The organism is Bremerella sp. TYQ1 (assembly GCF_020150455.1).
GTDB classification, from domain to species: domain Bacteria; phylum Planctomycetota; class Planctomycetia; order Pirellulales; family Pirellulaceae; genus Bremerella; species Bremerella volcania_A.
In genome coordinates this window covers 4,746,492-4,770,186 of sequence record NZ_CP083740.1, presented here as the reverse complement: position 1 = coordinate 4,770,186, position 23,695 = coordinate 4,746,492, and the positions used below count along the sequence as shown (strand labels likewise).

Annotated in this window: 22 protein-coding genes; 12 read left to right on the top strand and 10 right to left on the bottom strand. The window is 54.4% G+C overall.

Going from position 1 to position 23,695, the window contains the following annotated elements:
* Positions 1-45: 45 nt before the first annotated feature.
* The gene (locus tag LA756_RS19290) at positions 46-1,446 is read right to left on the bottom strand and encodes a sulfatase (RefSeq protein ID WP_224436363.1); all 1,401 of its coding nucleotides are present in this window, start codon (positions 1,444-1,446) and stop codon (positions 46-48) included.
* Positions 1,447-1,678: 232 nt separating this feature from the next.
* Here LA756_RS19290 and LA756_RS19285 point away from each other — a divergent pair, with 232 nt between their 5' ends.
* The 6 genes from LA756_RS19285 to LA756_RS19260 all read left to right on the top strand — a co-directional run bounded on the left by LA756_RS19285 (position 1,679) and on the right by LA756_RS19260 (position 9,897).
* Positions 1,679-4,411, top strand: a complete 2,733-nt coding sequence (locus LA756_RS19285) for a PQQ-dependent sugar dehydrogenase (RefSeq protein WP_224436362.1) — start codon at positions 1,679-1,681, stop codon at positions 4,409-4,411.
* 344 nt (positions 4,412-4,755) lie between these two features.
* Positions 4,756-5,766: a DUF1559 domain-containing protein gene (locus LA756_RS19280; RefSeq protein ID WP_224436361.1), complete on the top strand. Its 1,011-nt coding sequence runs from the start codon at positions 4,756-4,758 to the stop codon at positions 5,764-5,766.
* Positions 5,767-5,873: 107 nt separating this feature from the next.
* Positions 5,874-6,260, top strand: a complete 387-nt coding sequence (locus tag LA756_RS19275) for a hypothetical protein (RefSeq protein ID WP_315858322.1) — start codon at positions 5,874-5,876, stop codon at positions 6,258-6,260.
* Positions 6,250-8,163: a hypothetical protein gene (locus tag LA756_RS19270; RefSeq protein WP_224436360.1), complete on the top strand. Its 1,914-nt coding sequence runs from the start codon at positions 6,250-6,252 to the stop codon at positions 8,161-8,163. Before LA756_RS19275 ends, LA756_RS19270 begins: the two co-directional genes overlap by 11 nt.
* Before the next feature lie 316 nt (positions 8,164-8,479).
* On the top strand, positions 8,480-9,412 hold the full coding sequence (locus LA756_RS19265; protein WP_224436359.1) for a DUF1559 domain-containing protein: 933 nt from the start codon (positions 8,480-8,482) through the stop codon (positions 9,410-9,412).
* 56 nt (positions 9,413-9,468) lie between these two features.
* Positions 9,469-9,897 carry a hypothetical protein gene (locus tag LA756_RS19260; RefSeq protein ID WP_224436358.1) on the top strand — a complete coding sequence of 143 codons (429 nt, stop codon included), beginning with the start codon at positions 9,469-9,471 and terminating at the stop codon, positions 9,895-9,897.
* A gap of 94 nt (positions 9,898-9,991) precedes the next feature.
* Here LA756_RS19260 and rph read toward each other — a convergent pair whose 3' ends face one another.
* From rph to LA756_RS19230, 6 genes are all read right to left on the bottom strand, one after another.
* Positions 9,992-10,711 carry a ribonuclease PH gene (gene rph, locus LA756_RS19255; protein WP_224436357.1) on the bottom strand — a complete coding sequence of 240 codons (720 nt, stop codon included), beginning with the start codon at positions 10,709-10,711 and terminating at the stop codon, positions 9,992-9,994.
* A gap of 36 nt (positions 10,712-10,747) precedes the next feature.
* Positions 10,748-11,683 (bottom strand): ornithine carbamoyltransferase, encoded by a 936-nt coding sequence (gene argF / locus LA756_RS19250; RefSeq protein WP_224436356.1) that lies wholly within the window; start codon positions 11,681-11,683, stop codon positions 10,748-10,750.
* Between the two features lie 60 nt (positions 11,684-11,743).
* The gene (locus LA756_RS19245; protein ID WP_224436355.1) at positions 11,744-12,973 is read right to left on the bottom strand and encodes an aspartate aminotransferase family protein; all 1,230 of its coding nucleotides are present in this window, start codon (positions 12,971-12,973) and stop codon (positions 11,744-11,746) included.
* A 74-nt stretch (positions 12,974-13,047) separates the two neighbouring features.
* Entirely contained in the window at positions 13,048-13,926 is an 879-nt protein-coding gene (gene argB / locus LA756_RS19240) for an acetylglutamate kinase (protein ID WP_224436354.1), read from the bottom strand.
* A 235-nt stretch (positions 13,927-14,161) separates the two neighbouring features.
* A complete protein-coding gene (locus LA756_RS19235; protein ID WP_224436353.1) occupies positions 14,162-14,581 on the bottom strand; it encodes a DUF4198 domain-containing protein in 420 nt (139 codons plus the stop codon).
* Between the two features lie 49 nt (positions 14,582-14,630).
* Complete coding sequence (locus LA756_RS19230; protein WP_224436352.1) at positions 14,631-15,584, bottom strand: DUF1559 domain-containing protein; 954 nt, start codon at positions 15,582-15,584, stop codon at positions 14,631-14,633.
* 258 nt (positions 15,585-15,842) lie between these two features.
* Between LA756_RS19230 and LA756_RS19225 the strand changes: the two genes are divergently transcribed.
* The 5 genes from LA756_RS19225 (at position 15,843) to LA756_RS19205 (ending at position 19,049) form a co-directional block, all read left to right on the top strand.
* Positions 15,843-16,304 (top strand): hypothetical protein, encoded by a 462-nt coding sequence (locus tag LA756_RS19225; protein WP_224436351.1) that lies wholly within the window; start codon positions 15,843-15,845, stop codon positions 16,302-16,304.
* A complete protein-coding gene (locus LA756_RS19220; RefSeq protein ID WP_224436350.1) occupies positions 16,304-16,861 on the top strand; it encodes a peroxiredoxin-like family protein in 558 nt (185 codons plus the stop codon). Before LA756_RS19225 ends, LA756_RS19220 begins: the two co-directional genes overlap by 1 nt.
* Positions 16,862-16,944: 83 nt before the next feature.
* Positions 16,945-18,393 carry an MATE family efflux transporter gene (locus LA756_RS19215; RefSeq protein ID WP_224436349.1) on the top strand — a complete coding sequence of 483 codons (1,449 nt, stop codon included), beginning with the start codon at positions 16,945-16,947 and terminating at the stop codon, positions 18,391-18,393.
* The gene (locus tag LA756_RS19210; RefSeq protein ID WP_224436348.1) at positions 18,390-18,734 is read left to right on the top strand and encodes a type II toxin-antitoxin system ParD family antitoxin; all 345 of its coding nucleotides are present in this window, start codon (positions 18,390-18,392) and stop codon (positions 18,732-18,734) included. The genes LA756_RS19215 and LA756_RS19210 overlap by 4 nt, the downstream gene beginning before the upstream one ends.
* A 30-nt stretch (positions 18,735-18,764) precedes the next feature.
* Complete coding sequence (locus LA756_RS19205; RefSeq protein WP_224436347.1) at positions 18,765-19,049, top strand: type II toxin-antitoxin system RelE/ParE family toxin; 285 nt, start codon at positions 18,765-18,767, stop codon at positions 19,047-19,049.
* 255 nt (positions 19,050-19,304) lie between these two features.
* Here LA756_RS19205 and LA756_RS19200 read toward each other — a convergent pair whose 3' ends face one another.
* Entirely contained in the window at positions 19,305-20,954 is a 1,650-nt protein-coding gene (locus LA756_RS19200) for an FAD-dependent oxidoreductase (protein WP_224436346.1), read from the bottom strand.
* A gap of 250 nt (positions 20,955-21,204) precedes the next feature.
* Between LA756_RS19200 and LA756_RS19195 the strand changes: the two genes are divergently transcribed.
* A complete protein-coding gene (locus LA756_RS19195) occupies positions 21,205-21,966 on the top strand; it encodes an MBL fold metallo-hydrolase (RefSeq protein ID WP_224436345.1) in 762 nt (253 codons plus the stop codon).
* 12 nt (positions 21,967-21,978) lie between these two features.
* Here the strand turns inward: LA756_RS19195 and LA756_RS19190 are convergent, their stop codons facing one another.
* A complete protein-coding gene (locus LA756_RS19190) occupies positions 21,979-22,758 on the bottom strand; it encodes a class I SAM-dependent methyltransferase (protein WP_224436344.1) in 780 nt (259 codons plus the stop codon).
* 5 nt (positions 22,759-22,763) lie between these two features.
* Positions 22,764-23,501 carry a hypothetical protein gene (locus LA756_RS19185; RefSeq protein WP_224436343.1) on the bottom strand — a complete coding sequence of 246 codons (738 nt, stop codon included), beginning with the start codon at positions 23,499-23,501 and terminating at the stop codon, positions 22,764-22,766.
* Between the last annotated feature and the right edge of the window lie 194 nt (positions 23,502-23,695).

Genomic DNA, 23,695 nt, shown 5'->3' with positions numbered 1-23,695 from the left:
GGCGTGCTGCAATATATTCATGTCGAAGGGGTGTTGCTTTGCGAGCTAATCAGCTTGCAGTTCATGCCAGTCGGCACCATCTTCCATGATGCTTTGGTTGATCTCTAAAAGCTTTGATTTTAACTTCGCAACGAGTTCCGGCTGCTGTGCGGCAAGGTCATTTTCTTGCTTGGGATCCTGCTGTAAGTCGAACAGTTGATAGTTCTTGTAACTTCCACCTTTAATCCGTGGGATCCAGGCTTCTTGGAACATATTGTTTTTGCTCATTTCATAGTCGCGTTCAGCTACGAGCGAGTAGTTTCCGTCACGCATCGCCACGATCGGACGCGAACGTTGCAAATGCCAGAACATCGGTTGGTGGCGTACGAATTCCCCCTCTCCAGAAACGAGTAGCGGCGTTAAATCACTTCCATCAAGATGGCGATTCGCAGGAGGAATTATTCCTAAAATTCCGCAGACAGTCGGAAAGATATCAACGATTCCCGCTGGTGTATCGCTGGCAATCACTTTTCCTGCATCAATTTTGCCTGGCCAATAGAAAATACCTGGCACACGAATCCCCCCTTCCCAATTGACACCTTTCTTTCCGCGAAGACCTCCTGTTCGATCGTCTCGATAACTGCCATTGTCAGAAGCATAGATAATCAACGTGTTTTCCGGCTTATCGATCGAATGCAACTTCTCAACCAAGCGTTCGATAGCGCGGTTTGTATTGTCGATCGTTCCAGAATAGATTGCCGCGTTGTCTTTCAGCGACCCATATTCAGAAACGATGTCATCCGGCGCGGCGATGGGCGCATGAGGCTCATGAAACCAGACGTTTAAAAAGAAGGGCTTCTTGCCATCTCGATGATTGTCGAGCCAGTCAACGGCCTCGTCGACGACTAGCTGACATGAATATCCTTCCAGCTTACCGACAGGCTTTCCGTTACGGATAAAGTTGCGAGGGTTCTTATGGCTTGGCTCGGCATTGTTCCATGTTGCAAACCAATAGTCGAAACCATGTTGATCCGGCGTTGGTTTGTCGAACTTTTTCGTGGGTAAACCAAGATGCCACTTGCCGATGTGCGCGGTCGCGTAACCTTGCTCCTTTAAGACTTCGGCCAAGGTATTTTCCCGCAGCAGCAAGTGCGATCGCTGAGACTCGTCATGAATCCAGCTGTATACGCCTGCTCGAATATGGTGACGCCCCGTCAGCATCGTTGCTCGTGATGGCGAACAAACGGCACAGCCGGAATAGAAGGCTTCAAATCGAGTTCCACCACGTGCCAGCGCATCGATCGCCGGCGTTTTGACAGGCCCGTCGTAGCATCCGACATCTTGATAACCCAGATCGTCCGCCAAAAGCATAACGACGTTCGGCTTCGTCTCAGCAGCCGATACGTTCACAGAAAAACCTATCGTCAGCACGCAGGGCAAAGCAAATAGCAAGATCGAACGAAACATGGAGTAACCTTTGGACAGGCGGGGACACTACAGGGTGGGGACGTGAATCGAACGCTTAGTGGACAACAACCGTTATGCTGGACGCCGGTTCTACTGACAACTATGTTGTAGCGAACCACCCCGGAAGTCAAAAAGTTCGTTCGATTACCTCACTTTCCCTTCCAGTTCCTACCTTCGGTTCCTCGCGAGCCCCTAATCCTTCCTCGACGCTGCCTACTTCAGGAATGCCGCCATGTCGTTTGTGAAGCTACCCTGTTTACTGCTCTGCCTCATCCCACTGCTTATCACCGTCTCTGGGATTTCCGCAGAAGATACTTCTTTCGATCCCTCTCGTTTGGAAGTCACAACGCTCGGAACGCAATTGAAGCAGCCCATGGAGCTGGCCGTTGCCCCAGACGGCAAAGTCTTTTACATCGAGATTAAAGGGCAACTAAAAGTCTATAACCCCGCAACGCGGCAGACAGAAACCGTTGGTGAAATCGAAGTCACAACGGCCCAGGAAAATGGCCTGATTGGCTTGGCTCTCGATCCAAAGTTTCAGGAGAACCGCTGGATCTATCTGCAATACTCTCCTCCTAATTTCTCAGGCCAGCATGTCAGTCGATTTACTCTCGTCGATGGCAAGCTCGATATGGAAAGTGAGAAAGTACTTCTAAAGTACGAAGAGCAACGTTTGCAATGTTGTCATCACGCCGGATCTCTTGAGTTCGGCCCGGACGGATGTCTGTTCATCGGCACCGGCGATAACACGCATCCGCATGGCGATTCTCACGGATACGCTCCGATCGATGAGCGGCAAGACAAGTTTCCTTGGGACGCTCAAAAATCATCCAGCAATACGAAGAGCTACAACGGCAAGATTCTTCGGATCCGTCCGCTTGCCGATGGTACGTATGAAATCCCCGATGGCAATCTTTTCCCCAAGGATGGATCGATCGGACATCCCGAAATTTATGTCATGGGATGTCGCAATCCGTGGCGAATTAATGTCGACCAAAAGACTGGCTACTTGTACTGGGGAGAAGTTGGCCCCGATGCTGGGAACGATGGTGCCCGCGGCCCGCGCGGTTACGATGAAGTGAATCAAGCCAAGAAAGCTGGCAACTTCGGCTGGCCCTATTTCATTGCCGACAATCAAGCGTATCACGACGTCGACTTTACGAGCGAAAAGATAGGCTCACAGTTCGATCCTGCCCGACCGATCAACGATTCCCCCAATAATACCGGCGCCCGTGAACTTCCTCCGGCGACGGAAGCTTTCATTTATTATCCCGGTGCCTCATTCGATAAGTTCCCCGAAGTAGGGTCTGGAGGTCGCACGGCATGCGCTGGACCGACCTACGATTTCGATTCGAACAACAAAAGCGAGACGAAATTCCCGTCGCACTACGATCGCTGCTTGTTCATCTATGAATGGTCGCGGCATTGGATTCTTGCTGTCCACTTGACCGGCGACTCTGAAATAGGGTCAATCGAACCATTCATGCCTGAGCAGAAATTCACGCGACCGGTCGACCTACAATTTGGTCCTGATGGCGCGCTGTACATGCTGGAATATGGCGAAACATGGGGAGTGAACGAAGACGCGAAACTGGTACGAATTGACTATGTTCGAGGAAATCGCCCACCGATCGCCGTCGCGTCTGTCGAGAACAATACGGGGAAACAACCGCTTAAAGTCAAGCTAAGCAGCGAAGGGACAATCGACAAAGATAACGACGCATTAGCATATCGGTGGATCGCCTACCGCGCTGGAGAAGAAACGCCGCAGCCCCAAATGATCTCGACTTCATCCAATTCAGAAGTAACTTTCAACGAGCCAGGCGTCTTCAACGTGGAACTCAAAGTCACCGACCCAAGTGGTGCCGAGTCGATCGCCTCGGTCCCTGTTATCGTTGGAAATGCGAGACCTGAGATAACGTTCGTTTCTCCAGAACAAGGAGATTTCTTCGACTCGGCAGAACAAATTCGCTACCAACTGACAATCCGTGACATGGAAGATGGCACATCAGACTTTGATGCAGCCGACGCTTTGGGTATTCCGGAAATCGATTTGGAAGCACCTAGACGTACGGCGGTAAACTTGAGTTTCGGCACCGGGAGCATTCCCAACGGTTCCGGAAGCTCCGGCGACGACAACGATCCAATCGGGCTCAAACGCATGAAGAAGAGCGACTGTTTCAATTGCCATGCCGTCGACAGCCTTCGTGTTGGTCCTGCATTCTTGAAAGTTGCCGAAAAGTATCGAAACGTTCCAGAAGCCTTCGAGGCATCGGTCAAACGAGTTCGTGAAGGATCTGCGGGAGTTTGGGGCAAAGTTCCCATGCTTCCTCACAGCCAACACTCAGTTGACGAAATTCGTGAGATGGTCTCGTGGGTTTATTCGCTTGAACCAGATAACGCTGTCCGTGTGTTCGATGGACTCGTCGGCAATATTCAACTCACAGATGCCGAGGTCGAAAAAGCTGGGCACGTGAAGTTAGAAGCAAGCTATCGTGATCTGGGTGCAGGCGATATTCCGCCACTTGTTGGAACCTCCAAGATCTATCTTCGCAAGCGAACTCTTGAAGCGGAACAAGCTGACGAAGTGAATGGGCCGCGAACTCTCGGCGGTCACACCGCTTCTGATGGAAAGTTCCTCGGAGCAATCAACCATGGCCATTTCGCGCGTTTCGACAGCATCCCTTTCGATCGCGTTGGCGGGCTTACGTTCCGAGTCACCTCGGCTGGCTCCGGTGGAAGGATTGAAGCTCGCTTAGACCAGCTGGATGGCCCCGTGATCGGTACGGCCAGTATTGACGTCAACGGAAGCTGGGATGCGTTTCATGATGTCTTCACGACGATCGCCCCTCAGAAAGGACGCCACACGGTCTTCTTTGTCTTTCAGAACGAAGAACGCCAAGGCGGACTCATGAATCTCGACACGGTCACATTTGAGCCTGCGACCAATCAGCCCCCCGAATGACCACTTACCACAGGCCAATAGTGGACATTTCTCCATAAGACGAAGCGCGAACGCAGAAGCAGATTACTCGTTTCACAAATGACTTGAGACTCTTTACCGGCTGAGGAACATTCACAGCTTTTGCGCAACATTATTTGCACTGTTTTTTATGTTTTTTCCTCATTTACCATTGTACATCGGCAGCATTGGATCGATAACCATAGCGAGAGATAACATGCCGTATGCATAGGCTTTGCGCTGACCAGGCAGTCACAAGCCAACCTTCCGCGTGCGACAAGCATTCTCTGCATACTTTTCATTTTACCTATTCTCGCCTATGCCTCTCCGCGAAAGGAATGCGATTCATGCCTCACGCCCTATCAATGTGCTCGCGTCGCCCCAAAGCCTTTACGCTTGTCGAACTGCTAGTTGTTATTGCCATTATTGGCGTCTTGATTGCCCTTCTCCTTCCTGCTGTGCAACAGGCCCGTGAAGCCGCGCGACGCTCGCAGTGCATCAACCATCTGAAGCAGATCGGTCTCGCTGCCCACAATCATCACGATACGTTTTTGAAGTTCCCCGCTGCTCTCTATAACCACAACGATGGCTACGCCGGCAACAACGAATCGGATCAGATTGGGCCCAACTGGGCAGTTAAACTGCTTCCTTTTGTCGAACAAACAGCATTGCACGATCTGTTTGAGGTTAACGAAAACCAAGCCGCAACCGCCGACAAATGGAACCGAGACGTCGCACTGCCCAACGGCGAGTTGGCACGAGCTCAAGAGATCCCTGGCTACCTCTGCCCTAGCGATGCCGCATCGAAAACTCCTTACAACGGCGTTGGCGGAAACTGGGGACGTGGCAACTATGCCGCCAATGGTGGTTTCGGCTCCTGGTGGAACGATGGGGAATCGCACACTCCCAATGGCTATGGAACAGCCTTGAATTCCGATGGCGCATTCACCGTGAACGACGGCCGAAACATGTCGGCAGTGACCGATGGAACTTCCAATTCAGTTCTCGTCGGCGAGATTCGGATCGGTGAAGTCGCAGGCGATCAGCGTGGCGTCTGGGCATTGGGAGTTTCAGGTTCCAGTGTCGTCAATAACTTTTCGCGGGGCGACTGTCACGGACCAAACGATAAGAACGGCAACTCGGACGACGTCTACGATTGCCAGGACTTTGCAGATGGCCGAGGTGGCTGCTGGGAGAATTGCCCGAACACGCAAGCCGTTTCGCGATCGCAGCATCCAGGCGTGGTGAACCTGGTCCTGATCGATGGAAGCGTTCGCAGCATCTCGGAAACAATCGACCAACCGACATGGGCCATGATGCACGCCATCCGAGACGGTGTCCCTTACGAAAAGCCATAATCCGTGGCTTTCAGTTTATTCCAGGATCGGCAAAGCATATAAAGAACTTGCCGATCCTGATTTCTCATACCTATATTCTTACCGTCCTATACGAAAGGCCTCCGCTCGTGACGATGCGATTACTGTTCCCTATTCTTGCAGTCTCTCTATTGGCCTGCTTCGGATGTGGTGAAAGTGTCTCTACGGTCCAAGGGACACTCACCGATGGAGGTGAAGCTCTTCAAGTTAGCGATCAAGGCGATATTCAGATTCACTTTATCCAGGAAGAAAATGGTCAGCTGACCGGTCAGACCTATATGACGAGTGTCGACTCTACCGGTCACTTTCAGGCAGAAGTCCCGGAAGGAAGCTACCGCGTTGCCATCCAACAACTCGATCCCTATCCGAACGTCGACAAGCTGAAGGGGAAGTTCGACCAGAAAAAGACCCCTATCAAACAATCCATCAAAAGCGGCGACAATCTCGACATCGATTTGAGTCAGTATGAAAATTAACGGCCGCAAGCATCTCCTTCTTGCGACTGCAGCGGCATTGTCAATTCTCACGTTTCTCGGCGGCTGGTACCTATTCTCAACTAAGTATCCGCCGCCCAATATGGCACTCTCGCAGTATGTTGCGGAACCGCCTCGTTTTCCGATTGTGTTTACGTCTCGGTCCAGTGCAGCCAGTCATCGTGCGGCCGCCGATGCAGGAGAACAGTTCAGCTACCCTGGCAAGTCGCTTTGGCAAGCAGCGGAAGGCAGACTCCGCCTTCTGCTACCCAATGGCAACGTTAGCGAATTGACTTGGGGTAGGCCGCTAGCCGACGGCACAACAATCATCGACGTCATGAGCCCCAGCGTGTCGCCGGATGGTAAAAGGATTGTCTTCGCCGGTCGTAAGTCCGAACCTGACGCGGGGCACTTTCGCTTGTTCGAAGTAAACGTCGACGGAACCGGCCTTCGTCAAGTGACCGGAGGTCCGAACGATTCCGGATGCACCCAACTTCCTCCGATGCGATACGCAGAAGATGGCATTTCTGTATTATCTGACAGCGAACGCACCAGTGTCGACTACGACGATGTCGATCCCACTTATGCACCTGGTGGGCACATCGTATTTGCCTCAAGTCGCACCCCAGACCTCGGACGAGATCACGCACGGCGAAGTACGACGATTTGGATTATGCGAGAAGATGGCAGCGATAAAAAACCGCTTTCTGCCAATCGAAACAACGATCGTTGGCCATGGATCGCGGAGAACGGCTACGTGATCTTCAGCCTCTGGAGTCGCAATCGTGAAGTCGTTTCGGAAGATCATCGGACGATCGAACCTTACCAGGAAGGTTCCCAATCCGGCACACTGCCGACCGATGCCTGGTTAGGTGCCCACATTGAACCCAACGGCGACTACTTTGGAAGCGTTCTCAAAACGAAACGACCGGTGTGGCGTCCTCGAAGGCTGTTCAATGGCAACTATGTCTTTATGACACCTCACACGGATGCAGACGACTCGCCAACGGTGACCATCTTGCAAGCTCGTCCAGGAAGCGTTGAAAACTCTCCTAGCTCCCTGGCGCGAGGAACGCAGTTGCCTGAATCGAACGAGACGTTCCTGATGGCAGGGCCAACACAATCAGCAGAAGATCGCCCACTACAGTTGGCATGCCCCAATCCTTTCCCTGATAACAACATTGTTCTTGCTGCGGCAACGCCGGATGAAGATGGCAATTGGGATGACCGTCGCTTTGGCATCTATTTGGCTAGTGACCAATGGAATCAAAACGGTTCCACAGAAACGATCGGGTTGACGAAGCTATTCGATGATCCAGCATTAGTCGATAGCGAGCCTGTCGCGGTTTATCGTCGCGAGATTCAATACAACTTCCAGACGCTCGAGTCGGGAAACGGAATGACAACAGTGACGCTCGCCGATGGCGAAACCTACACTGGGCCAACCGCACGTGTTTACAACTCGATGGTTCCCAGGATGAATAACGACGATGCTCCTGGCCAGCAGGCATCGGACAGCAACAGCTCCCCGATCTTTAACTCTCCTCCCGATGATCTGATTGAAACCATTCGCGTATTTGCCTCACATCGCGATCGGTTTGACTCACCAACCGAGGCCCGAACGCCTGGCAACTTTGAAATGCTGTTCGAGATCCCTGTCGAGCAGGGTGCCTTTGAATTCCAAATTCCCCCTGGCTCTCCCACAGTACTTGCTGGCTTTGATGCCTCGGGAAACGTTGCCAGTTGGCATAGCACGGCGACTAATGCTTCAGGCAACAGGACTAAGTTCTTCGCTTTCGCCGGCGACCACTATAGTGGAGCCCGACCAGGCTTTACCCATTTCTGCACAGGGTGTCACACCGGGCATAGCGGAACGCCCACACTCCGAATGCCTGTAAATCGCTAAGGCAATTTGCGATTTGCCCCATAGGCAAATCGGGGCACACGTCTCGTCCGATAGCATGTCGTCACCAAATACGACGCCATTATTCGCATTTTATTGGCTATCTGCGGCATTTCATTCGCCTTTGCAGATTGAGCCCAATGTGCCATTACATTTTTTACACTTTTCTACATAATTTCACCTGTCACCTGAGGCAGGATCGTTGACCGCTTCAGCGACAAACTCCTTTTCTTTCAACTCTTGAATTTGCCGGTACCCAGAAGCCCATCGAAGCATCGGTAAAAAACATCCTTATCTCTATTCTTTAGGACCTGAACTCATGCGCGTTGTTGGAATCGCCGAGCGTCCTCGGCATGGCTTTACTCTTGTAGAACTTCTTGTCGTCATTGCGATCATCGGTGTTTTGATCGCGTTACTGTTGCCTGCGGTACAGCAAGCTCGTGAAGCAGCTCGCCGTATGCAGTGTGGTAACAACTTGAAACAGATGGGAATCGCGATTCATAACTATCACGACACCTATCGCAACTTCCCTCCCGGACGTGTTCAATCGGGCGAACCGTTTTACGGCAACTGGTGCATCGCCATTCTGCCGTTCATCGAACAAAACGCTCTCTACGAATCGTACGATCACACGGTTACATGTGATCACTCCAACAACGCCGATGAAGTTGTCATGCGTTTGGACGCGTTTATCTGCCCCAGCGATCCGATGCCAGCTCCGATTCGCCAGCCGTCGTCCGGTTTTGGTCGCGATGCCCATGCGATGTCGTACAAAGGGATGAGCGGTTACGTCGAAGACGAAGCGTACAACTGGGACCATATCAAAGAAGTCGATATGTCGACCCAAAAATGGAAAGGCATCCTGCACTCCGTTGGTAACTACAACAGCGACAAGTTGAACTTCGAGAACATGGCCTCGGTCACCGATGGAACTACCAATACGCTTCTCGTGGGCGAGTATCATCAGCCGAAAGATGACTCCGGCCGTGGTGCGTTCTGGGCCCATTCCAAGTGGGGCTATGGGGTTGGATATGTGATTCTCGATCCGTACATCTTCGGAAACGAGTACAACACCTGCACGGCCAACACCAGCACCAACATTTGCCGACGGGCTTGGCATTCTCAGCACCCAGGCGGGATGAACTTCCTGCGAGCGGACGCTTCGACTTTCTTCCTCCAGGAAACGATTGACCTCCGTGTTTTCGCCGCCCAAGCCACCATGGGCAACGGCGAAGTCGAACGCATCAACTAACGTAGGCTCAACGGAAAACTCACCGCTTCGTTCACTCGGAACAGAGAAGATTCAATATGGTTCTTACGCTTTCACTTCGTACCGTCGCGCTAGGCATGCTGGTTGCCATGGTGATCGGCTGTAATCAAAGCAGCGAAGAGTTCGCCCCTGTCAGTGGCACTGTCACCATCAAGGGAAAACCTCAACCTAACTTGATTGTCAGCTTCTTGCCCATGGCCCAAGGAGAAGAATCGGGACCTGCGTCGTCGGGCTTGACTGACGAACAGGGCCGGTTCACGCTCAAGACAACCGGCGAAGATGGGGTCGAAGGAGCTCAGATTGGCCAACACCAGGTTCGTATCCGCAATCGGATTGTGCTAGGTGCGGAAGATGCAGTCGTTCAGGAGAAATCGTCTGGCATTCGACTGCCGAAGAAGGCGACCGACGGCAGCATGACCATCGATGTCCCCAAAGAAGGTCTCGATACGTTAACGTTCGAGTTGTAGTCCCTCGTGACTCGGCACGCACCATCGTGCCGTTGAGTTCAAGGCTTGCCCTGAAGCGTTCAGCTGCTTTTCAGGGCAAGTCTTACTCAACGTTCTAGCCGGCAATGGGCCATTTGCGGCCAAGCGCTTTCTGCTGCATTGCGGTCAATTCCTTGATACCGCTCTTCGCATGCTTCAGCAGCTTCGCGAGCTCGTCCTCGCTGAATGTTGCTTCTTCGCCGGTTCCCTGGATCTCGATGAACTTGCCACTTCCGGTCATGACCACGTTCATGTCGACCGTCGCCGCGAAGTCTTCTACATAGTCTAAGTCCAACACCGGCGAACCATTGACGATGCCAACGCTTACCGCGGCCAGGCTATCCTTAAAAACAGGACGCTTCGGATCAGGAAATTCGATCGTGCTGACCGCATCCACCAAGGCAATAAATGCCCCGGTGATACTCGCGGTTCGGGTACCGCCATCGGCATCCAGCACATCACAGTCCACAGTGATCATCTGTTCGCCGAGCGCTTCCAGATCGACAACCGCACGCAAGCTACGACCGATCAACCGCTGAATCTCGGTCGTACGACCATCGACCCTACGCGATTTACGCGTGGGCGTACTGCCAGGCAGCATGTTGTATTCGGCGGTGACCCAGCCTTTCTCGCTTCCTTTCAGCCATGGCGGCACCGAAGACTCGACGCTCGCGGTGCACAGTACCGTGGTCGCGCCGGCTTGGATCAACACGCTCCCTGGCGCGTTCTTGGTGTACTTCCGTTTCACCTTTAATGGGCGAAGCTGAGAGGCCGAGCGGCCATCGTGACGTGCCATGGGAACTCCTTGGTGCAAATCGTAGTAGCGAGTGTTTTAGTCGACTTGGATCTTGTCGACCGCTTCCGTCAAAAGCCAAACCAACAATCCCTTTTGGGCATGCATTCGGTTACCAGCTTCTTCAACGATGCGGCTCGTCGGGCAATCCATCACTTCGTCAGTAACTTCCTGGCCACGCTTCGCTGGCAGGCAGTGCAGGAAGATGGCTCCCTTCTCGGCAGCATCCATCAACTTACTGTTTACTTGGAACGCAGCGAAGTCTTTTTCGCGTTTGGCTTGCTCCGCTTCCTGCCCCATGCTGGCCCAAACATCGGTGTAAACCGCACACGCTCCATCCACAGCTTCAAACGGATCGTTCGTCTGTTCGATCTTTGCATCGGGGACATGCTTCAGAACTCGATCGATGAATTCCTGTTCGATCTCGTATCCCTTCGGAGCTGCGAGAGTGAACGTCATGCCCATCTTGGCACACGCCAACGCGAGACTACGAGAGACATTGTTTCCATCACCCACGAACGTCAGCTTCTGACCTTCCAGCTTGCCGAACTCTTCATGAATCGTCATCAAGTCGGCCAATGCCTGGCAAGGATGGCACAAGTCGGTCAAGCCATTGATGATCACCGTATTGGCGTACTTGGCCAGCGTTTCAACTTTTTCGTGCCCCTTGGCTCGACAGATAATCACGTCGAGATACTGACCGATCACGCGACTGAAATCTTGCGGAGCCTCTCGCTTTCCCCAGCCAACATCTTCGCCGAGAAACAAACTGCTGCCCCCTAGCTGAGCCATGCCGGCTTCAAAGCTGACGCGTGTTCGTAGCGATGGCTTCTCAAACAACAGCCCTGCCACTTTGCCTTGAAGGACTGGCTCGCGGACGCCCGACTTCAAACGTGCTTTGAGCTGATGCCCAAGCTCGAAGATTCGTTTTAGTTCGTCATCGGAAACGTCAAATAGGCTCAAGAAGTGTCGCATGGAAACGATCTCACGATTGGAAAAAGGGTCGCACTTGGTACCCGAGAAAGAGACAAGAAACTATTCTGCCGTCGTGGGCAGGTTTTTCAGCACGTCGGCCAGGATGTCGCATCCGCGATGAACTTCTTCTTCGCTGATGTTCATCGCCGGCAACAGACGAATGACTCGTCCCTGCGTGCAATTGATGAGAAGATGTTTTTCGAGGCAAGCTTTCACTGCAGGTGCGCCATCGACCGAGAGTTCCAGGCCAATCATCATTCCGCAGATTCGAACTTCCTGAATCAGATCGCACTCTTCCTTCAATGCGGTTAAGCGTTGTCGGAAAATCTCGCTGACCTGCTTCGCTTTCTCCAGAAGGTTGTCGCGTTCGATCTGCTGGATCGCGGCAATACCTGCTCGAGCAGCCAATGGGTTGCCGCCAAACGTTGCGGCATGCATCCCCGGCTTCAAGCTGGCGGCAATTTCGTTCGTTGCCAACAAAGCACCGCCGGCAACGCCACCACACAAGCTTTTGGCAAGCGTCAAAATATCGGGCTGAACGCCGAAATGCTGATAACCGAACCACTCGCCGGTTCGACCGCAGCCGGTTTGGACTTCATCGAAGATCAGCAGCAAGTTGTTCTCATCGGCGATCTTCCGTAGGCCTTGCAGGAACCCTTCCGGCGGAAGCTTGACGCCACCTTCGCCTTGGATGGGCTCGATCATGATGGCGCACGTATGCTCGTCGACTAAATCCCGGACTGCTTCCAGATCGCCGTGCGGGGCATAACTGAAGCCGGCCATCATCGGGCCGATCCCTTGGTGGTATTTTGGCTGAGCCGTCGCTGTTACCGCTCCATAGGTTCGACCATGAAAGCCACCCAGGAACGTGATGATTTTGTACTTCTCGTCTGGCGTGTGCAGACGAGCCAGTTTGATTGCCGCTTCGTTTGCTTCGGCACCACTGTTGCAGAAAAAGGCCTGCCCACCAAAGCTACGGTCGGACAGCATCTTCGCCCATTCCCCTTGGACATCCATATGCCAAGTGTTGGGGACGTGGATCAGCTTGGCCACTTGATCCTGCACGGCAGCAACGACCATGTCGGGACAATGCCCAAGCAAGTTACAGCCCCAACCAGGAAACAGGTCGAGATACTCGTTACCTTCGGCATCCCAGATCTTGGAGCCTTCGCCGCGGACCAAGTTGACCGGATAACGTACGTAGTTAGGCACCACATACTTTTCGAACATGGAAACGGTGTCCGCAGAGCTCAAAGGCTCGGTTCCGGCAGAAGCATCGGTCGTCGACATAGGAGGTTCTCCAAGACCAGGGTCCGTGAATGGGAAAATCGAAGGACAGCGGTCGGACCTAAAAGTTCGGCAAGTTAAAGAACGATTTCCGTTCCTACCCCGGTATTCGTGTAAATTTCCAACAGCAACGAGTGACGCAAACGCCCGTCGATGATGTGAATCTTGCTCACACCACGCGAGAGCGTTTCCAAGCAAGCTTCCACCTTCGGAATCATGCCGGCTGCGATTTGGCCTGACTTGATCATCGCTTCCGCTTTTTCACGGTTGAGCGAATGCACGAGCGTGTCGGGATCGTCCTTGTCGGTGCGCACGCCGTTGACGTCCGACAAGAAGACCAGCTTCTCAGCCCCCAAGGCTTCTGCGACAGCGTTGGCGGCGGTGTCCGCGTTGACGTTCAGCTTCTGCCCGGTGCTTTGATCGATGCACATGCTAGGGATGATTGGAACCTGGCCGGCATAACACAAGTTTTCGATTGTGGCTCGATCCACTTCGGTCACCGTGCCGACGTGGCCGAGATCGATTGGCTTGCCATCTTCACCAGGGAGCGTCATCCTTTCGCCGAACAGCACGCACTGCGGATCGAGGTTCAAGCTCATCGCGCGACCGCCGATGTCTTCGATCTCTTGTGTGATGTGGCTACAGACTTTGCCGGCAAGCACTTCTTCGACAATCTTCAACGTCGCATCGTCGGTATAGCGGCGTCCTTGAATGAAGTTCGGCTCGATCTTCGCTTCCGCCATCGCCCGACTGATGGCAGCTCCGCCGCCATGGATCACCACCGGCCGCATGCCGACTGTTTCCATGAAAACGATGTCAATCAAACAGTGCCGCAGCGCGTCGGGGTTTTCCATGACGCTACCGCCCAACTTGATGACGGTGACTTTATTGCGAAAGCGGCGGATCCATCCTAAGGCTTCAATCAGGACGTCCGCTTTTTCGATGGCTTCTTTCAAGGATGAATCTCTTCTGAGTGGAGCAAGCTCCGAGGTTCTTCTAACTTCGAACGAGAGCAGCGAGGGAACTACCGAGCCAGAAGCCGGTTTCCCCTGTCAAGGCACCCTGTGTCCGGGAAAACCCAACATTTTAGGGTGTCTTAAATCGCTGTGTCAACGCAAGACTGCCCAGTTTCCCCCGCTACAGTACGGGTAAACCAGCGGCACAGGGTGAAGATAGGAAGAAGATCGAAACTTACCGCCGCTGCAGTTCCAAATTGGCCTGATCGGTGCCCCCAGGCGGAACTTCGATGACTAGCTCGGTATCGTTGTTGTAGCGAGAGGGGACACGCTCCTTCGTGAGGCCCAGGATCTCGCCATTTGGGCCTTCGCGACCGACGACCGTACTGACCGACACGCGATGCCGCCCCACGAGGGCGCCATCTTCCTTTTTTAGCGAAAGGAGTTGATAGCGTCCGTCCTCATCTGTCTTGGCATACGAACCATACCCAGCTTCAAGCTGCCCCTCGACCGCGATCGGCTCGAATCCGACGACAGCCCCAGACAGTGGCTCACCGTCGAGTGTTACTACGCCTGAAACCGGAACGACTTTATCGCTACCGAAGCAACCGCTCAGTAGCAGCAGCGAAACGACCAATCCGAAACGATATTGCATCCAATAACTCCTTGCTCCGTAAAGTTCCCGTAACTTCCGAACGTCGGAACTAAGGAAGCGATGCCACTTCGTTTCTGGAAATGGTCGACAGTGCCTCGAAGACTACATTGTCGATCGTTTGAGGAATGCTTGTGACCGAGCCATCGCACATGGCGAAGTTTACCGTGCCGCCGGCATGTAGACTCGCAAACGCGCGATAGCACTTCCAATGCTGACTGTTGCCGGTCGCAGCATAGCATGCTTCCCAGTCAGGAATCCGGGTATAAGACTCTGGCTGAGCGGCTGCCAAGTTGTGGAAGTTCTGCGAACTTGCCCAGAAAGTCTTGCAGTCTGGACGGGTTTTCGTGTGATATTCCCCGATTAAAAGCGTATTCGTCGAGCCATCGGTGATCGTAGCGAACCGCTCGCAAGTCAGCCCATTGACGCCAGACACGTGCAGGGGACCGATCGATGCTCTTTCCGCCGCTGTATAAGTCCCAGCATAGGGTGGATAGTCGAAGTAGCCGTTCGCTCCACGGAACCGACGTCCAATGTTTCCCTTATAAGAGCCTGGGGCAATATCGGTGCCGACCAACTGGCTAGGCGTGACGAGCACTTCCGAACCAACATCGGATGGGCAAAGCATCGCGGGAAGAATCGTCTTCAGCACGTCCTCGTTACTCGCGTGCGAATTGTGGACGCTGTGGTCGTACTGTTCGTAAAGTGCGGTCTGCTCGATGTACGGCAAAATGGCAATCGCCCAGTTGGTCAAATTCTGGTTTGCCGCCGAAGTGGTACTCAGATTCACACTACCTGGCGGAAAGACCTGATAGGTGTCGTGATAGTTGTGCATCGCCAAACCGAGCTGCTTCAGCTGATTACTGCACTGCATCCGCCGAGCCGCCTCGCGCGCCTGTTGGACGGCCGGCAAAAGCAGGGCGATCAAAACGCCAATAATCGCAATGACGACCAGCAGTTCGACCAAGGTAAAGCCGCGCATCCGTCGAGGAGATGAAATGGGCATCGAATGTGTCCCGATATAAAGAATAGGAATTCCCCAGGTAGGCAGATCTACGCGTTAGGAGCGATAACTGACCCGCTCACATGGACTAAGGGATGCATTCAGCCTAAGGCAATATTTCCGATAACACAACTTTTTTATTCTTGGCGATCCATTTCCAGCATTTAGCCTGGAAATAGAGGCTGACATTGGACTAGGTCAGTCGTGGGGTATCTCGTTACGATAGGGGCTTCGAGACTCTCACGACCCCAGGGTGCTATCATGCGAACCGCCGTTCTTACTCTTCTCGCTTTGCTGATGTTTCCAGGCCTCGCATCCGCTCAACGTTACAGCGTGCTGCCGGGGGTTCATCAGCTTCCGAATGATTTGGTCGGCTATCTTGAATACCTCCAGGACCAGCAGTTGGAATCGCTGAAGCTATTCACCGACTACCTGGAAGAACGTGTCGAAGAGAAGGCTGTCCCCGAAGGTGTCCTGCTGAATGTGCAAGCGATTTACACCGAAGCCCAACTGAAAGCGACCGCCGATCCGAACGTGAAACGTGAGAAACTGGCGGAACTAACGGACATTTACTCCAAGCGAGAAAAGCTGGATGCCTCGGCTCCGCGAAACACCTGGTTCGGTGTCGATCGGGTAAAATTAGGTAACATGATGCGTACGGAATTCGAGACTTTCAGCAAAGAAGCCGAACGTACGCCGAAAGATCCTCCCCGCAAAAAGTAATGTCGCACTTCGCCCCCTCGATCCCTGCTCCTTCCGGAAACCTCCTTGCCGAGGATGGTCAGCAGGTTTCGTTGGCTACGCTATACGCCGACCGGCCGCTGCTGCTTCAGTTCTCGCGGCATCTCGGCTGTGTCTTCTGCGTCGATCACGCAAAGCAGCTTCTCAAGCATTACGAAACGTTCCAGAGACATAACTTGAACGTGGCCCTCGTCATCATGGGCGACGCCGATCAAGCTCGGAAGTTTCGGGAAGTGCTCAAGCTGAAATTCCCTGTCTACGCCGATGTCGACCAAAGCGTCTACAAAGCGTTTGAAGTCCCTCGCGGCAATGTCTGGCAAGTGGCCGGGCCACACCTTTGGTGGGAAGGCTTAAAGGCCCTCACACGAAGCGGCATCGGTCCACCCAAAGGGGATTTGATGCAGCTTTCCGGTACCTATCTGATCGATACCAACGGTCAGATCGTTTGGGACTTTCGTCCGAGCTCTTCGGCCGAGTTCCCCAATGTCGACAAAATCTTGGTCGCCGCTGACACGCTCTCGCCTATCGCCGACGCTTAACGCAATGCCCCCGTCACGAAACGGCCTCGGCGGTCTATAATCCAGTTTTCCATCTTGCGCCCTTTCGTACGGACCGCCTCCCCATGTCGATGACGCAGGCCGAGCAAACTGCGCCGCGGACGCCTATGACGTCCAAGGGGGATCTCAGCGCGGTGATGACGATCGCAACGCCAGCTCTTGCGGAACAGTTTCTCGAGTTCTGCGTCGGCACCACCGACACGTGGCTTGCCGGAAACTGTTTGTCGGAAGCCAACTCGGTTCCCGCGGTCGCTGCCGTAGGGCTGATGTCTTACACCTGCTGGATGATCTTCGTTATCTGTGCTTCGATCGGCATCGGTGCGACCGCCGTCGTGGCTCGTAATATCGGAGCCAATAACTGGAAGGATGCCGAGTTCGCAACCGAACAAGCGATCTCGCTTGGACTGATCCTTTCGGTCATCACGACCTTCGTGCTGTGGTTCCTGGCCGACGACTACATTGCCGCGATGCAGTTGGAAGGGAAAGCGTACGACATGGCGTTGCTTTACCTCCGCATTCTCATTCCCGCGATTCCAGGGTTCATGATGATCGCGGTAACGACTGCTTGCCTGCATGGCGCCGGCGATACGGTTACCGGGCTCATCGTCATGACAATCGTCAACATTCTGAACATCGCCATCAGTGCTGCGTTGGCGATTGGTGTTGGCCCCATTCCTAAACTTGGCTGGAGTGGAATTGCAATCGGCACGGCCGTATCTCATGTGATCGGCGGCTTGCTGTTATTGGCGATTCTCTTTCAAGGCCGAGCCCATCTCAAAGTTCAATGGCGCGGCATGTGGCCAAACGTTTCTCGAATGCGACGACTTCTCCGCGTTGGCCTGCCGGGCGGCTTGAACGACGCGATCGTGCTTTCCTCGCACTTGTGGTATCTCGGCATTATCAACAGCCTCGGCACGACTCAGGCCGCAGCACATGGACTCGCAATTCGCTTGGAGTCGCCTGGCTTCCTGTCGGCGTGGGCCTTTTCGGTGGCGGCGTCGTCTCTAACGGGCCAGCACCTCGGGGCGAACAATCCGAAGCGAGCGACCAGGGCCACGCTCGTCTCGCTATCGATCTGCTTCACGATGCTGTCGCTTTACTCGCTTACCATCGTGTTGGGCGGCAACTGGTTGACCGACGTTTTCCTCGGCTTCCCCCAGGAAGGAACGACCGCCTATTCGACGAGCGAAGCTGTCCTGAAAATCCTTTGGATCATGGCGGCCTGCTTGCCGTTTTACGCGGTGTTTACCGTCCTGAGCGGATCCCTTCGCGGCGCCGGCGATACGACCTGGCCGCTGCTGATCACGTTCATCGGCTTCCTGCTGATCCGCATGCCGGCCACCTATTGGCTGGCCTGGGAAACGATCGAAATCCCCCTGACCGGAATCACGCTCGAAGGCGTCGGCTGGGGCCTCACTGGCGCCTGGCTCGCAATGCTGCTCGACAACGTTGCCCGAATGATCCTCATGATCATCCGCTACCGTCACGGTGCCTGGACACGCATTGAAGTTTGAACCGCGTTTCAAATTCGTTTGTCATCGCGGCGATTCCACGCGATAATGCCATCATCTCCTTTTTACGGTTCCGCACTGTCTATCCGAAGGTAAACGACGTGAACGTCAAGCTGCCCAACAACCAGGAAGCGTTTCTTCAAAGCCTTGTTGCCAGCGGTCGATTTGCCTCGGAAGCCGACGCCATGGCCGAAGCGGTCCGCCTGCTTGCGGCCCAGGAACAACTTCGCGCCGAGCTTGCCAAAGGGATGGAGCAACTCGACTCTGGTGAACGCCTTACCGAAGAGGAAGTCTTCCCTGATATCCTCGCGGAATTAGCCGCCCTGGAAGAGCGTCGCTCTTAACCGTCTGCCCCTCCACCCACGTCTACAACGATGCCGAAACTCTTTTACTCGCCCGCAGCGAAAGAGGACATTCGCGACGCCGCTCTTTACATCGCTCGTGATAATATTCCCGCCTCTCAGCGATGGGTATTGGGCGTCAAAAACAAGTGCCGTCTGCTGGCAAAGTATCCAGAGATGGGTGAACGCCGTAACGACCTGGGGGATGGCATTCGCCTCTCGTCGTACCAAAACTATGGCATCTATTTCCAACGCACCGAGCGAGGTGTCGAAGTCGTCCGAGTCATCCGCGGTGACCGCAATACACAGTCGCTTTAATACCCGCCACGCAGACGCATTGCTTATTCTACCAGACTGTACAGGCATACTTGAGCGATCGATGGCTTGGCGGAATGGGTGCCCTTATTTTTGGCTGGGCGGGTGACGAAAAGGGGCTGAAGTTGGGGATTAGGCCACGCACATACGTGAAGAGTTCACGCATTTTCCTTGTACACTTGGACAATACTTCGTTACAATTTGCGCGTCGCAGCGGATTTGGGGCTGATCTCTGCTTTTAGGGGCGAAAGAATCGCGTTAGTTCTGGGGCTGATCTTCGGCGGCAGCGGCCATGTCGGCTTTGATTTGCTGCATTCGTTTTTCGTGAATGTCGGCCATGGCTTCGGCGGCACCAGGAACGTACTGGATGATCGAGTCGAACGCATCTTTCGGCAAGCTGACTAAATCGGTCGGCTCGACCGCACGCACGGTGGCACTTCGCGCCGTGTGCGAAAGCAACGCCATCTCGCCGATCACGTCTCCTTCTCCGGTCGTGTTGATCACGCGGCCATCGACTTCGATCTCAAGTTTTCCTTTCGCGACAAAGTAGAGCCGATCGCCAAAGTCGCCTTGATGGAAAAGTGTTTGCCCGGCAGCGATGTGTTCGCGACGAACGTGCTGCTCGTTGTGAACGTTCAACTGCGTGATGTCTCGCGGCAAGAAGAAGTCTTTCAGCCAATCAATGAAGACACGAATCTTCCGGTCCAAGCCTGGCATCTTGCCAACATAAATGGCTCGCCACATCACCCATGCGAAGAAGCCGGAGAACGTAAAGCCGAACACTTCGGCCACCGCACAGCGTGCCCCCAACGAAGCGAGCTTACCGAGACCTGCGAACTTGAAGTGAGAGCGTGGTTTGTCGCGAATCGTGGCGAGGATGTTCTCGGCACAAACAACAGCCTGACGCACGGCATACTGAGCAGTCGGCGGGCTGTTGTACCCTTCGCCGCTGGGCACCGCGGCACAGTCGCCCAAGCTCCAAACGCCGGGATGGCTGGTCGATTCCATCTCGTCGTTCACTTGAATGCGTCCCCGATCGCACTCTAGTGGTGTGTTCAAAATCACTTCGTGCGGCTCAGTGGGTACCGTCGCGACGACGGTTCGCGAAGGGATCGTCTTCGCTTCCTTGCTGGCTTTGCAAAGGATCACGGCTCGATCGGCCGAGACTTCGTTCAAGCGATGCTCGAGAATAATCTCGATGCCTCGTTTCCGCAGCAGCTTGTCGGCGTAGGCGGCCAGGTTTTCTTTCATCTCTGGCAGAATGCGATCGGCACTTTGCACCAGAACCATTCGCAGGTCACTGCGGGAAATGTTGGGGAACGCGCGGACCGCCTTCTTAAGGAAGTCATCCATTTCCGCGATGCACTCGACCCCGGAGAAACCACCGCCGGCAACGACAAACGTGAGCAGTCGTTCTCGTTCCGCTGGATCGGTGCAAACGCTGGCTTCTTCCAGCATTTCGACCACGTGGTTTCGCAGCCGAAGCGCATCGCCCAGGTATTTAAACGGAATGGCATGCTCGTACATGCCTGGCACTTTGGCGTGTGCCAGCTGGTTGCCCAGCGCAATCACCAAGTGGTCGTACGAAAGGACCTCGGAACGTGGCACACGCCCAGGAGCAAGCTGTACGGTTTTATTGACGACGTCGATCTTTTCGACCGATCGGGTATACAGCACAACGCCAGGGGCGATGCGTCGAATCGGACTGATCACGTGCAGCTGTTCGACGGCCCCGGAAACCACTTCCGGCAGCAGCGGCTGGAAGGTGATGTAGTTCTCTTCGCTGACGAGAATTACCTCGATGTTGACCGACGCTTTGTGAAATCGCTTCACACGCCGGACCAACTCGGCAGCCGTATAAACGCCCCCAAAACCACCGCCCAGAATCACGATCCGTTGTTTATCCATCAAGCTGTTCACCACCGCTGGGAAGGGTCTTCCGGGTAAAAACGATTGCTGACGTTGGCGATATTGTAACGACTTTAACTACGACAATCGATTCGCTGCGCTTGCGTGGTACGTTGCCCACTCTTACAGTTAAAATCTGTTTAAGACGCCTCGCACGTGGCGTCGTCGCAAACCATGGTTCGGCTTGCGACGGTTTCCTGGTTTCTTTTAAACGCAGCGTCCCCATTGCGGAACGTCTGCCGATGATGGCATGAAAATTCGCCTGCTGATGCCGATGGTCGATCCGAAGAGTCGACTGCAATACACCGCTTCGGCGTTGATCGACGATCATATCGCGATCGATACCGGCGGGCTTTCGTACTTGGGCAGCATCGAGCAGCAGCGCGCCATCGAACATGTGCTGTTGACGCATTCGCACATTGATCATGTCGGCGGTCTGCCGCTGTTTCTCGACAATATCTTTGAGCCAACTGCGGACTGCCCGACCGTTTATGCGGGTGAAGCCACGTGGCACAGTTTGGAACGGCATTTATTCAACGACGAGATCTGGCCAGACCTTCAGCGTATTGGTGGCGACTGTCCTTTCTATCGGAAACAGATTGTCGACGCGCAGCGACCGATTGAGATCGGTGGATACAAAATCACGCCGATTCCTTTGCAGCACATTGTCCCGACGCTGGGGTATGTGATTGAAGGAGAGCAGGGGAGTGCGTTGTTCGCCTGGGACACGGCACCGTTTCTCGAGTTCGATGCCATCGCGAAGTCGATCCCGAACTTGAAGCTGATCTTCCTGGACGCCAGCTTCCCGAACGAGATGCAGTGGCTCGCCGAGAAAAGCCAACACACGACCCCGGCACAGTTTCAGCGACAAGTCGAGAACATTTCAGCCGACGTACAGATCGTTGCCGTCCACCTGAAGCCAGGCTATCACGAGCAAATGGTCAGCGAACTGGAAGCACTTCATCTACCCAACGTCGAAGTCGCATGCCGCGACAAGATTTACGAGATTTAAACCGAGACGTGATTACGCAGGTGGCTTTACCGCGCGGGTCGCCATAAACGTATCGATGTACCGCGAGATGAGATCGCTGTCGTCGAAACGATCTTCGAACAGACCTGCTAAGAGAAACCCTGCCTGCAGCTGGCCGCCGAGCTGATCCTCTAACGTATGGCCGAACTCTAAAGGACGCTGCTGCATGGCGTTGGCTTGTTCCTGCTCGGTCAGATGGGTGAGATCGGAGTAAGGAATTTTGTGCCGTACGATCAGTTGCCCCTGTTCATCCTGGGCTGCCTCGTCGAAGACAAACCGTACTGGATTCGAGATACCGGACAACAGTGTGCCGCCAGGACGCAGCACTCGAAAGGCCTCTCGCCAGACCGGCAGGACATCGGCGGCAAAGCAATTGGAGCAAGGATGAAAGATCAAGTCGAACGACGCATCGGCGAAGGGGCTGAGATCGGCCATATCGCCTTCGACGGTTTCTAGTGCCAGGCCATCGCGATCGGCCACAAGCCGATCTTGGTGCAGCTGCTTGGGTGAGTTGTCGTAGACAACAACGTCCGCTCCGGTTGCCGCGAGGATCGGCCCTTGCTGCCCACCCCCGGAAGCGAGACATAAGATCTTCACGCCAGCCATCGACGCAGGAAACCAATCGCGCGGCACAGGCTTGGTGGGTGTCAGAATCACCGACCAGATTCCGGCTTTGGCTTGGGCGATTTCGTCGGAACTTACCGGAACGGTCCAGCGATCGTTGGCTTCGACCTGACGATCCCACGCATCTCGATTGAATTGGCGAACGTCCATAACGATTAGTCTTCGCGGCAGAAGTAGAGCTTGCCATCTTGCATGCCGACGGCGAAGTCTTGCATCAAGACGATCGACGCGTTGTCGTCGCCAGGGTACGCTACGCTGACATGCAGCAGGTGCGTGGGCTCCGGGAAGAGAGCCATCGATTGGTCGCCGTTGGGTGGATAGAAATCACGACTCGATCCTTCCAACGGCGTGACGGTAACGTTGCTGGCTTCGATTTGACCAGGCACTTCGTCACGGACGACGAGCAACTCGAGATGGTCCATGTACTGCTGTATTTGATCGGAATCGGCTCCTTCCCACCATGTCATTTCGACCCAGGGCTGCTTGGGGCTGACAGCGTATAGTTCGAGGAAACGTGTGCGAAACGCTTCAGGCGTTTCCGGCGGAGCGGTCGTCGAAAGCTTCCACGGCGAAGCGTTCGGCCGAGCACTGGAACGCGAAACGCCAGCGCCGCCGCGAACTCCGGATGACATCGATGTGGGCCGACCGACTTGGCTGTTCGGCTTTGGCGTGGGGAACGCCGCGGGCTTGGGGGGAGCCATCGCCGAACGCGAACCACCTGCAGCATGATCGCGCGGCTTGTCGTCCAGCGACTGCGCGGCAGGAGGCGCGGACTCGGCCGGATCGTTTGCCGTGGTGGCTTGTGGTGCGTCGCTCGGGACGATAGCGTTGTCGCCAAAACAACCACCGGTCACGAAAAGCACCGCCACCCAAAGACGTGTCCAGTTTTTCATTCCGCCGAATCCTTCGTAGGCCTACCCCTCGATTGCCTGACAGTTAGAGGCTGCCCCTAAGTCTAGGAAGCCGCGCCGGCGTGTGCAAATTCAATTTAGGAATCGCTCCCGGCATGAAAAAAGGCCGGAGATCTCGGCATGAGAATCTCCGGCCTAAACGTTCGTTGCAGCCTCGACCGCGCGAAGTTTGAATT